The sequence below is a fragment of the Acidovorax sp. LjRoot129 genome (genome assembly GCF_964253765.1).
In the GTDB taxonomy this organism is placed as follows: Bacteria; Pseudomonadota; Gammaproteobacteria; order Burkholderiales; family Burkholderiaceae_C; genus Acidovorax.
Genome location: NZ_CAXUSE020000003.1, coordinates 48,330 through 57,908 on the forward strand (window position 1 = coordinate 48,330; position 9,579 = coordinate 57,908).

12 protein-coding genes and 1 pseudogene are annotated in these 9,579 nt (G+C 56.0%); 4 read left to right on the plus strand and 9 right to left on the minus strand.

What is annotated here, in order from left to right; genetic code table 11:
- Positions 1-80: 80 nt before the first annotated feature.
- Genes ACSQ3Q_RS25805 through ACSQ3Q_RS25815 form a run of 3 tightly spaced genes read left to right on the plus strand, consistent with a single transcriptional unit; the run spans position 81 to position 1,675 of the window.
- Complete coding sequence (locus ACSQ3Q_RS25805; RefSeq protein ID WP_436137330.1) at positions 81-494, plus strand: hypothetical protein; 414 nt, start codon at positions 81-83, stop codon at positions 492-494.
- A gap of 6 nt (positions 495-500) precedes the next feature.
- Positions 501-1,208 carry a StbB family protein gene (gene stbB, locus ACSQ3Q_RS25810; protein WP_436137331.1) on the plus strand — a complete coding sequence of 236 codons (708 nt, stop codon included), beginning with the start codon at positions 501-503 and terminating at the stop codon, positions 1,206-1,208.
- A complete protein-coding gene (locus tag ACSQ3Q_RS25815) occupies positions 1,205-1,675 on the plus strand; it encodes a hypothetical protein (protein ID WP_436137332.1) in 471 nt (156 codons plus the stop codon). Before stbB ends, ACSQ3Q_RS25815 begins: the two co-directional genes overlap by 4 nt.
- A gap of 148 nt (positions 1,676-1,823) precedes the next feature.
- Here ACSQ3Q_RS25815 and ACSQ3Q_RS25820 read toward each other — a convergent pair whose 3' ends face one another.
- From ACSQ3Q_RS25820 to ACSQ3Q_RS25860, 9 genes are all read right to left on the minus strand, one after another.
- On the minus strand, positions 1,824-2,399 hold the full coding sequence (locus tag ACSQ3Q_RS25820) for a class I SAM-dependent methyltransferase (protein WP_436137333.1): 576 nt from the start codon (positions 2,397-2,399) through the stop codon (positions 1,824-1,826).
- A gap of 138 nt (positions 2,400-2,537) precedes the next feature.
- A complete protein-coding gene (locus ACSQ3Q_RS25825; protein WP_436137334.1) occupies positions 2,538-3,782 on the minus strand; it encodes an MFS transporter in 1,245 nt (414 codons plus the stop codon).
- A 3-nt stretch (positions 3,783-3,785) separates the two neighbouring features.
- Positions 3,786-4,523, minus strand: a complete 738-nt coding sequence (locus ACSQ3Q_RS25830) for an MBL fold metallo-hydrolase (protein ID WP_436137335.1) — start codon at positions 4,521-4,523, stop codon at positions 3,786-3,788.
- A gap of 10 nt (positions 4,524-4,533) precedes the next feature.
- A complete protein-coding gene (locus ACSQ3Q_RS25835; RefSeq protein ID WP_436137336.1) occupies positions 4,534-4,875 on the minus strand; it encodes a DsrE/DsrF/TusD sulfur relay family protein in 342 nt (113 codons plus the stop codon).
- Between the two features lie 49 nt (positions 4,876-4,924).
- Positions 4,925-5,593, minus strand: a complete 669-nt coding sequence (locus ACSQ3Q_RS25840; RefSeq protein WP_436137337.1) for an ArsR/SmtB family transcription factor — start codon at positions 5,591-5,593, stop codon at positions 4,925-4,927.
- A gap of 633 nt (positions 5,594-6,226) precedes the next feature.
- The gene (locus ACSQ3Q_RS25845; RefSeq protein ID WP_436137338.1) at positions 6,227-6,439 is read right to left on the minus strand and encodes a hypothetical protein; all 213 of its coding nucleotides are present in this window, start codon (positions 6,437-6,439) and stop codon (positions 6,227-6,229) included.
- Between the two features lie 60 nt (positions 6,440-6,499).
- Positions 6,500-7,351, minus strand: a complete 852-nt coding sequence (locus tag ACSQ3Q_RS25850; RefSeq protein WP_436137339.1) for a DUF3560 domain-containing protein — start codon at positions 7,349-7,351, stop codon at positions 6,500-6,502.
- Between the two features lie 215 nt (positions 7,352-7,566).
- Positions 7,567-7,839, minus strand: a complete 273-nt coding sequence (locus ACSQ3Q_RS25855) for a hypothetical protein (protein ID WP_436137340.1) — start codon at positions 7,837-7,839, stop codon at positions 7,567-7,569.
- 87 nt (positions 7,840-7,926) lie between these two features.
- Entirely contained in the window at positions 7,927-8,514 is a 588-nt protein-coding gene (locus ACSQ3Q_RS25860) for a hypothetical protein (protein WP_436137341.1), read from the minus strand.
- Positions 8,515-8,908: 394 nt separating this feature from the next.
- On the opposite strand from ACSQ3Q_RS25860, the pseudogene ACSQ3Q_RS25865 reads away from it, so the two are divergent.
- Positions 8,909-9,355 (plus strand): annotated as a pseudogene (locus tag ACSQ3Q_RS25865) (IS3 family transposase); the annotation flags it as partial.
- Between the last annotated feature and the right edge of the window lie 224 nt (positions 9,356-9,579).

A 9,579-nucleotide genomic window follows, 5' to 3' on the forward strand; every position in this document is an offset into this window, starting at 1 on the left:
GAGCATATTAGTAGCATCTTGAAGCAAATGTGTAGCGCTTCATCTCTTACTATCACCTTTTAAAATGCTAGGATTCAATCATGACTGGCACACCAATAAAAGATCCTAGAGAAGCCTTGGAAGCGCTTGCCAAAAGCTCTGAGAAGAAAAGCAAGGCCGCACTATTTCGCTTGCATCGACCACAGATCGAAGCTGCACAAACAGCGGGTGTTGCTCAGTCCGAAATAGTCCGCGTTCTAAATGAACATGGATTCGATATTACGCTAGGAATGCTGAGAAACTATTTGCACCGGGAACGTAAGAAAGCCACTGGGACCAAAAAAGAATTTCCGAGAGAACAGGCGAAAACCGCTCAAGAGGGCAACGATGTGGATCAGATGCCCGAAATGCCAATTTCAGGAAAAACTACAGACCCAAGCGCAATTGACAAAATTGTGAGTAGTAAACCCGATCTTGCTGCGCTGGCAAAAATCCATCTTAATCAACGAAAGTAGAGCATCATGAAGATTGCAGTTTTAAATTTCTCTGGCAACGTAGGCAAAACAACTATCTCAGCTCACCTGCTAAAACCACGCATGCCGAATGCCAGAATTTATTCAGTCGAATCAATAAACTCTGGCGCTGATGCGTCAGGCGTCGAAGTCGAGAAACTACGAGGCAAAAAATTCGGGTCCATGATCGACGCAATCATGATGCTCGATGAGGCAATCATCGACGTGGGCGCGTCCAATGTCGAGGACTTCATGAAGATGATGCAGCAATATGATGGATCACATGAAGAAATAGATTTCTTCATCGTCCCAACTGTTAAAGAGAAAAAGGTGCAGGAAGACACAGTAAACACTATTCGCGCATTACGTGCGATTGGAGTTCCCTCGAAGAAAATTCGGGTTGTTTTCAATAAACTTGATGTTGATGAGAATACTTCCGACGAATTCCCCGGCATCTTTGGACTGGCTGCTGGGGAAAAATCATGCGTTGTATCCGAGGAGGCAACCATTCGCACTAATGAAGTTTTCGAACGAATGAAAACCCTTGGAAAGTCACTCGGTGATTTAGTGAATGACCCCACTGACTACCGGCAGAAACTGCGTGATGCTACAGACCAAGCAGAAAAAGAATTTTTCGTTCAGATGGTCGCATTAAAGCGGCTTTCGGTCACCGCATCTGAAAATATGGATCGCGTCCACGCAGCGATAACAAAATGACCGCAAAAAGCAATACTGTTCGTGAAGCAATAGCGGCAGAATTGTTTGGGGAAATCGACGGGCTTGTCTTGCGGCTTGAGAACATCGCGCGCGTCATTCAAGAGCATGAAAGCACCCAAAAAGAGAGCACCGCAGCCCTTATCGAGGCTGCAGACAATTTCAGGCTTGCGGTTACCCATTTCAGCGAGGCAGCGACCAGAGATGTGCGCGAAGCCGTTGAACGTCACGCCCATGAGGTAGTGACCCAAAATCGAGCAGAGCTGACGGCGACCATGCAAGAGGCCGCACGGCAGGCATGGCGAACCAGCGCGCTCGATGAAGCAGATAGATTGACTCAGCGGCTCCGCGCGCTGGCTGGTCAGTTCAAGCCGCTACCAGGTTGGCAGCGCGTTGTGGAAGCCGCATGTGGCGGCATCGTTGGTGCAGGCCTGGTCTGCGCCCTTCTCGTGCTTGCTGGGAAGCTGTAGAGGTTGGCAGGGCTAAGCGCGTGAAGGAATCCAGGCTCAGTGGCTGCAACGAGGCCCGAACGATGTTCAATTTGACGAAGCGGCCCCAACTAAACTGAGTGTAAATGCAACGGTCAAGGAAAGCTTCAAGTTCACCCGAGTAGGCGTATCACTTGCACCCCACCAGTCCAAAGTGATAGGGGCAGCAGCCCTCCAGATCGACCGAATGGACAGAGCGGAACCCGGCTTCTTCCATCCAGGTCCGGCATTGTTGCGGTGAGGGCCGAATCGATAGGGACGGGCCGCGCGGTGTCGGAATATCCCTGCGCCAGTGGATGACGGACAAAGAGCCTCCATGTTGCAGCACGCGATATGCCTCGCGCAGCAACGCCACGGGGTCCTCAAGGTGCAGGAGGTTGAAGATCATGGCGTGACTCTGGGTGCCGTTGTCGAGGCCCGTGCCCTCCGCCACGAAATCACGCAGGGCTACACGCACGTTGCCAAGTCGGGCAGCGTCTGCTTTTCGAGCCACGATCTCCAGCAAGTCAGTTTCGATATCAAGTGCGGTCACGATACCTGACGCCCTGCGAGCAGCCGGGAGGGTGAAGGTGCCGTACCCGCAGCCGAACTCGACAACTTTCTCGCACTCTCTGGAGTCGCTGAACAGTTGCCCCAATGCGGCTTCAGGGTCAAAAAATGATACCCAGTACGCCTCATCAGGCATTCCGCTTTCACGCCCTTTCATGATTGCCGGTTCTCATATCGCTCCAATTCCATTGCCGTGTTCCTCCACCCAAAGCCTTTGCTTCCGCAGAGCCAGGCTCGCTTGGCAGGCCACCCTGCACCTCCGATAGGACGGTGGTCGGCTGTGGGTTGTGTTCACTCATGCTTTTTCAGCTGCGAGTGTTTCGTTCATTCGCACAGCGGCGATCACGCCTGACAGCAAGGTGATGGCTGCGACCAGCCACACTGCGGCGGCCAGCCCAAAAAGGTCCGCAGTGATACCTGCCAACAGCGCGCCCACCGCATAGCCCAGATCGCGCCAGAGCCGGTAGACACCCACCGCAGAAGCGCGCCAGGTGGGATGGGCTACATCTCCGATGGCCGCCAGCAAGGTCGGATAGACCATCGCGGTACCGAGCCCGAGAAGGACTGCGCCAAAGCCGAATCCCAGAAAGCCAGCACTCAGCGCGGTGACGGCAACGCCCACCGCCTGCACCCACATTCCCCAAACGATCAGTTGTTTGCGTCCGATGCGATCAGACAGCGCTCCCGTAAAAATCTGCGCCATCCCCCAGACGGCCGGGTAGATTGCAGCGAGCGTGCCTATCTGCGCCAAGTTCATGCCTGCAGCGGCAAAAACCAGAGGAAACAGCCCCCAGGCCATGCCATCGTTGAGGTTGTTGACGAGTCCTGCCTGGCTGATGCTGGACAGGTTCTTGTCGGTCAGAGAGGCGCGGCGGAAGATTTCCCCCTGGCTGGGCAGTGCCACCTCGTGACCGGCATGGTGCGTCCGCACTTCTTGGGCCACATAGTGCCGGGTCTCGCGGACCGCCAGCACCGAGAGCGCCAAGCCAAACAGCACATAGGCCACACCAAGGTAGAAGGGTTGTGGCCGCAGCCCGTAGTGGGAGGCCAGCCAGCCGGTGGCAAGCGCACTGCCCGCCACCGCAAAGTAGCCAGAAAACTCATTGAGACCCATCGCAAGGCCGCGCTGCTTGGGCCCCACAAGATCGATTTTCATGATGACGGTGGTGGACCAGGTGAGGCCCTGGCTCACCCCCAGCAGCACATTGGCCGCGACGATCCAGTTCCAGTCGGGCGCCCACATCAGCATAAAGGGCACAGGGGCTGCAACGAGCCACCCAGCCACCAGAACGTGCTTTCGGCCATAACGGTCGGAAAGCCGTCCCGCAAAGTAGTTGGTCAGCGCCTTGGTAATGCCGAAGACGACGATGAACGACAGAATCGCCGCCCGCGCCGCAATGTGGAACTCTTGCTCGGCGATGGCCGGAAGAATGCTGCGCTCCAGGCCCACCATCGCGCCGACGAAGGCATTGACCAGGACCAGCAAAGAGAACTGGCCCAGGTTCTCACGCAGCCCCAGGTGGACGGTGGCCGTGTGCATCGTTCAGCCCTCCAACCCGAGGTTGAAACGCACCATCGCGTCCATGGCGGCCGGACGGGGGGGAATCTCTTGCGTCAGAAAGCTGATGAAGGCACCGCGCTCCATCGCCAACGCCGGGTTCCAGCGCTTCTCGAATCCCAGCGTTGAAGAGGGCTTGCCAGACAAGCCCGCGCCACAGGCGCTGCCAGCCTGGTGCCCCGGATAGATTTCGATTTCGTCGGGGAGCGACAGAAGCTTGGTGTGCAAGGTGTCATGGAGAACACCCGCCATCTGCTGCTCCTGTCCAGCCAAGTCAGGCCGACCGACTGCGCCAACGAACAGGGTGTCGCCGGTCACGACGAACCAGGGAGCCTCACCGCGCCGCTTGTCGGTGACCAGCAGACACAGGCTGTCCGGCGTATGCCCTGGCGCATGCAGAACCTTGACTTTGACATTGCCGACATCGAGCAGCTGTCCGTCCTGCAACGGCAGGAAGTCGTAGTGCACCTGACCGTGATTGGATTCGTGCAGGCAATAGGGGGCCTGAACCTTCTGGGCCAGCGAACGACCACCCGAGTAATGGTCGGCGTGGACATGGGTGTCGATGACGTGGGTGATTTCGACATTGGCCTCACGGGCCGCCTGCATGAACCAATCCTCGTCGCCAGCCACCACATCGACCGCGATGGCTTTGCCCAGTCCAGCGCAGCCGAAAAAGTACGACAGGGAGGACTCCTTGGTCGCCAGTTGCTTGAAGAACATGGGTGCCTCCTTAGAAAACGAGAACTTTGTCGGCCTCCGCCGTCCAGGCGGCCAGCTCGCTCAGAGTGCTGCGGTGGCTGCCTTCGATGAGTTCTTCCACCTTGATCCCCCGGGCATCCAGGCAAGAACTGCACAAGCCAACCTCACCGCCGACCATGCGCACCATGTCCCCGGCGTTGTAGTAGCCATGGGGTACCTCCTGGCCCTCCTTGGCGCACGCAACGGCATCTCCCATCAAGAACAGGCGCACCGATTCACCTTCTCGCTTCGCCAAGGCCTTGGCGAGCCGCAAGGCGTTGTAGCTACGCTCACTCCCATAGGGCGCGTCATTGAGGATGAACAGGGTTTGCATGGCGACTTCCTTTTCTTCGGTGTCTCTGGGTTGTGCCGACTCGATGGCCTCAATGGGGGGAGGTTTCGATAGGCAGGCCGCTGGCGGCCCACTCGCTGACGCCATCACTGATTTTTCTTGCGACGAAGCCACGGGCGCGCAGCAGCTGCACTGCCTCTTCGGACATGAGGCAAAACGGCCCCCGGCAGTAAGCGACGATGGTGCGATCCGCAGGCAGATCAGCCAGGCGCTTTTCCAGCTCATCCAGCGGCATAGAGCGCGCAAAAGGCAAATGCCCCGCGTTGAACTCGCTGGAAGGCCGTACGTCGATCACGACGATCTCTCCGTGCCGTGCTTTTTCCAGCAGGCTCTCCCGTCCCTCCGATACCAAGGTATCCGGTTGAGACGTCATTTGCTCCAGGGCAACACGCAGCTCGACCAAATGCTCTTCAGCGGTCTCCCGCAGGGCGACCCACAGTTGAGACACGTCCTGACCACTGAGGCGGTAGTAGATGTGCCGACCGTCGCGCCGGGTTGCCACCAGACGGGCTTCCCGCAGTGCTTTGAGATGCGCGCTGGCCAAGCGCAAGTCGATACCAGCCTGCGAGGCCAAGGTCTCGACCGATTTCTCGCTTTGGGCGAGCAACTCCAGCAGCTCCAGCCGTTTTGGGCTTGAGAGGGACTTTCCGATGCGGGCAACCTGCTCGTAGAGCAGGTCTTTCAAGGTTCGTGCGCTCATTATCTTTTAATCCAACGATTATTGGATTGTATGGGAAAATTTTCTTTTCCTCATTCACGGGCAGATTTCGGACTGGCGCTGGCGGCGTTTGGTCTGCTGGTCTATGGGCGCCAGTCACCAGTGCTGGTCGTAGTGAATGGCACTGGTCCACACCGGATCGTAGAGCGCGTGTTCGGCGGCCCTTGACAGATCGTTTGGGGGGGGCGGGTCGCACCGGTCTTCAGCGAGCTATTTCCCCCATCTCCCGACGGCGCTTTAGCCGTGCCAGAAGAACGTCCAGCTCTCGCGGGTACGAGTCAGGCACTTGCCGCTATGGCTGGTTGGCTGCTTGCCATGTGATTCGGTGGGCGGTGCTGCGTCCAGTGGTATGGGCGGATCAGAACTCTCCACAACGCATGTGCTGCCTCTTCGCTTTTGCTCTGAGAGAGGCTTTGGAACAGCGAGAGCGGTTGCCACAGGTTAGCCCACGATCTTCAGAGAATCATTGCCATTCATGATCAATGGCTTGGGTGCCCACGTGGTCGGTCCGAGTGTTCAAGGGAACCGGAATACGCATCTCGCCCAGAACTAGTGTTCAGGCCGCGCGTCCCTGTTTACGACGCCGGTGCCTTGATCTTGATACCGGACCAGTGTTCATGATGCACAAACCTTGGCCATGATGCCGGTCCGTTGATCATGAGCAGTGGCACGGCGTTCACGGCGGATCGGTGTCGGTGTCCAGGATGAACCGGATTGGGTGTTCAGGTCGAAGTGGATTGGGTGTTCAATAGTGCCCGGTTTCCGCAGCTGCGAAAAACTGCTCAACGGCCCTTCGTGGCCGAAATCAAAATCTGCTTGATCGTCCATGGTTGAACTCCATGCGTGCAGGCCGTTTCGCGGAGGCGAAACAGCCGTGCTACGCATCGATCAGGCCTCGGCCTTGTTATCCAGGCCAAGGGCCTCGATAACGCTCTTGGCGCCCCAGCGCCCCGCGTTGTTCAGTTGCCGCTGCCAGGCCTCGTTGGACGGAGCCCAGCGAAATCCATTGCGTTTGAGCACTTCGCGAGTCGCTTGGTCAGGCTTGTGGCCAAAATGGAGCATGACGCGATTCAAGGCCACGTCTTCACGGTAGGTCACACCGCTGGCAAGTTTGCGCTCCACGTCCTGGGCCTGCAGGTTGCGCTCAATCTCCTTGATGCGCAGCTCGATACGACGCATGTTCGCGTTGTTGTTGCTCAACGCATAGGAGGGGAAGCCGACCCGGCCCATGAAGTCAGGCTTCAGGGCCTCGCGGGCGTTGATCTCCGTCATTCCTGCTTCCACCAGAGCGGCAATGGCGGCGTCCGTGTTCCCTTTGTGCTTGCGGATCTGCTTGTTGGCAGCAGTCATCAGATCTTGGGATTTCCGCGCATGCAGCAGCTGGTCCCGCAGCTTCACCAGGGCGTCCGGATCGTCCGACGAAATGCCGATACCCACGGCCTGGACCTGGCTGCGTGCCTCCTTGGCCTGATCTAAAAGGTCAATGCCTCTGCCTATGTCATTGTGGATCTTCTCGCGATAACGCCGATCCCGCCCTTCCGAGTGATGGCCAACCAGGATAGGTTGACCAAAAGGAATGTTTGATGCCCGGCTACGTGCGGAATCCAGCAACTGCTGCCCTTGGCCTTCTAAAGCTGCCGCCTTCGCAGCCAGACCATCGCGCCGGCGCTCGGCCCGGTCACCGTATACATCCCGACGCGTTTGCAAAATTTCAGTGGTGCGGCTTTCAGAATTTCTCATATTGACCTTTCAGCTTGACTAAATATCTCTTAATAATGGTAAATCTTTTTGCTCACCATGCAGATATTATATATCCACCGATATTTACGTCAACCTTATTTGGTTGTCAATATGTAATATATTGAAAGTCGATAAGGCGATTATCAAGAAGCAAAATATGCATTGCCTAGAATTCAATCATTAATTCCTCTGGCGACAGAACCATTAACATACCGTCATAGAACCACCTCAGCATAAATGCCCCAAGCGATAGTGCAAGCATGGGCCAGAAACTCGAATGCGCTCGACCATCCTCGCAGCACCAACATGATGAAAAAAGCGATAGCCGCCAGCGAAGTGACCCCCTGCAGGACGAGCGTCACCGGGACGCGCATCCACAGGAGGACGTAAAAAACGACTAGGCGCAGCCCAACGAGCAGCGCCTTCAAAACACCTCGAAAACTAAACCGCCCACGGAACCCGTAAAGGGTGCTGAACTTGCTTCTCATAAAACACTCCCAAAGCTTTCATAATTACCTCAGATTAAAACAATAACCAATAAAAAACAAATATTATTTAATATGCTAACAACTTTTTTAAGCGTATGCGGTCCAGGCATCCGGTTTGAATTCCTTTATTCCGCCCACAATCTTGCTTTCAACCTTTCTCGCCCATGAAAAGCTTGTGATTTTTACCCCTCCCCGGTCGTCAACACGCTTGCGCATGGACTCGCCGATAAACTTCCCAGGGCAAGGGACACAAACCCCTTGCATGCATTCGGTATTTTCTGACTCGCGAGCGATTTCTCTGATTTCGACGGTGTGCTTTCCCACTACTGCGGTTACTTCGTAATAGTCGACATTCGTTTGCTCATATCCCCAGCTGGATCGGAGAACATCCCCCACGACCAAAGGATTAGGCGTCTCTGAACGCTTTTGACGCAGCGCCCTCTTCTCTTGAGCGCGAAGAATTAACCCGTCAAGCCAGGCAGTCACATGGTTTTCCGCACGCTCTTTTTCACCAAACCTGATATGAAAATCTGGCTTTTGACGCTTCCCCGAGAAACCCATCACTAGCAAGCCATCCACGGAGGCATAAACTGCCACACCGATTTCATCCATCTTCTGAATTTGCACGTAGCTTTTAGGTGTATAAAATTCACGGGTAAAACTGAATCTTTTCATTTTCAAACTCTCGGATGGGTCTTTATTTACTGGTGATTCCCTTTACTTCACCATGATTGATATTATACGTCAACCATTTTATTTGACAACCTATTTAGGTTGTCGATGTGTGATAGATTGCAACACCGATCCCAACAGGCGGAATCTCCCCGGGGTATGGGGCACGCCCCATGTAGCCGCCCTGGCGGCGTAAACCAGCAGCGCTTGCACTGGCACCACCGCACGCCGCGAGGCTCAGCCCTCCAACACCCCACCCCACCCCTTCGCGCCCTGATAAACAGGGCTGTCCACGGCTGCTGCAGGATCTGGCCGCAGGCCAGTTCCTGCCCTGCAATTCGGCATTGAGTGAATTTCGCCTCCGCGAAAGTGGTGATGGCTTGGTGCGTAGAACGCCAGGGCATACCTGTCGCCCATCATCGATTGCTTCGATGGAATGGTGGTGAGCTGGACGATTGGCACGAGCCCGGATGCAGAGCTGGTCAACACAATGCTGGATGCAGCCATCGAGACGGTGGCAGAAACCACCGAGAGGCCCGTGGTTAACTCCGACCGCGGTGGCCACTACCGCTGGCCTGGCTGGCTATCGAGAATGAGTGATGCGAGTCTCACCCGCTCAATGTCCCGCAAGGCCTGTTCTCCTGATAACGCTGCCTGCGAAGGGTTCTTCGGTCGCCTCAAGAACGAACTGTTCTATCCTCGAGACTGGAAGGACGCGACCATTGAGCAATTCATTGAGTTGGTCGACTCGTACATCCGCTGGTACAACGAAAAACGGATCAAGATCTTCCTTGGCTCTCTCAGCCTCATTGAATATCGGGTGAGCCTTGGACTTGCGGCATAAACCAGTCCAAGTTTTTATCCGCACCCCCGGTGGGTCAGGTTTGCATGGAAATCAACAATCTGTTCCTGTCACAGGCGGATCGAGGGGTGGGAGCGCGCCGCACCCGTGGCGAGCCTCGCTTCGGTGGCTGCTGAAGTAGTGGATTACCACGAAGCGGCACTACTTTCCGAGGCCGGTCTCACCGCGAAAGTGATTGGAGATGGTCATGGCGCATTCGACGTGCT

Excerpts from the sequence above, each read along its gene's own strand:
- ACSQ3Q_RS25830 (WP_436137335.1), bottom strand. The coding sequence starts at position 4,523 with ATGTTCTTCAAGCAACTGGCGACCAAGGAGTCCTCCCTGTCGTACTTT.
- ACSQ3Q_RS25835 (WP_436137336.1), bottom strand. The coding sequence starts at position 4,875 with ATGCAAACCCTGTTCATCCTCAATGACGCGCCCTATGGGAGTGAGCGT.
- ACSQ3Q_RS25820 (WP_436137333.1), bottom strand. The coding sequence starts at position 2,399 with ATGAAAGGGCGTGAAAGCGGAATGCCTGATGAGGCGTACTGGGTATCA.
- ACSQ3Q_RS25855 (WP_436137340.1), bottom strand. The coding sequence starts at position 7,839 with ATGAGAAGCAAGTTCAGCACCCTTTACGGGTTCCGTGGGCGGTTTAGT.
- ACSQ3Q_RS25860 (WP_436137341.1), bottom strand. The coding sequence starts at position 8,514 with ATGAAAAGATTCAGTTTTACCCGTGAATTTTATACACCTAAAAGCTAC.
- ACSQ3Q_RS25805 (WP_436137330.1), top strand. The coding sequence starts at position 81 with ATGACTGGCACACCAATAAAAGATCCTAGAGAAGCCTTGGAAGCGCTT.
- ACSQ3Q_RS25840 (WP_436137337.1), bottom strand. The coding sequence starts at position 5,593 with ATGAGCGCACGAACCTTGAAAGACCTGCTCTACGAGCAGGTTGCCCGC.
- stbB (WP_436137331.1), top strand. The coding sequence starts at position 501 with ATGAAGATTGCAGTTTTAAATTTCTCTGGCAACGTAGGCAAAACAACT.
- ACSQ3Q_RS25815 (WP_436137332.1), top strand. The coding sequence starts at position 1,205 with ATGACCGCAAAAAGCAATACTGTTCGTGAAGCAATAGCGGCAGAATTG.
- ACSQ3Q_RS25845 (WP_436137338.1), bottom strand. The coding sequence starts at position 6,439 with ATGGACGATCAAGCAGATTTTGATTTCGGCCACGAAGGGCCGTTGAGC.
- ACSQ3Q_RS25825 (WP_436137334.1), bottom strand. The coding sequence starts at position 3,782 with ATGCACACGGCCACCGTCCACCTGGGGCTGCGTGAGAACCTGGGCCAG.
- ACSQ3Q_RS25850 (WP_436137339.1), bottom strand. The coding sequence starts at position 7,351 with ATGAGAAATTCTGAAAGCCGCACCACTGAAATTTTGCAAACGCGTCGG.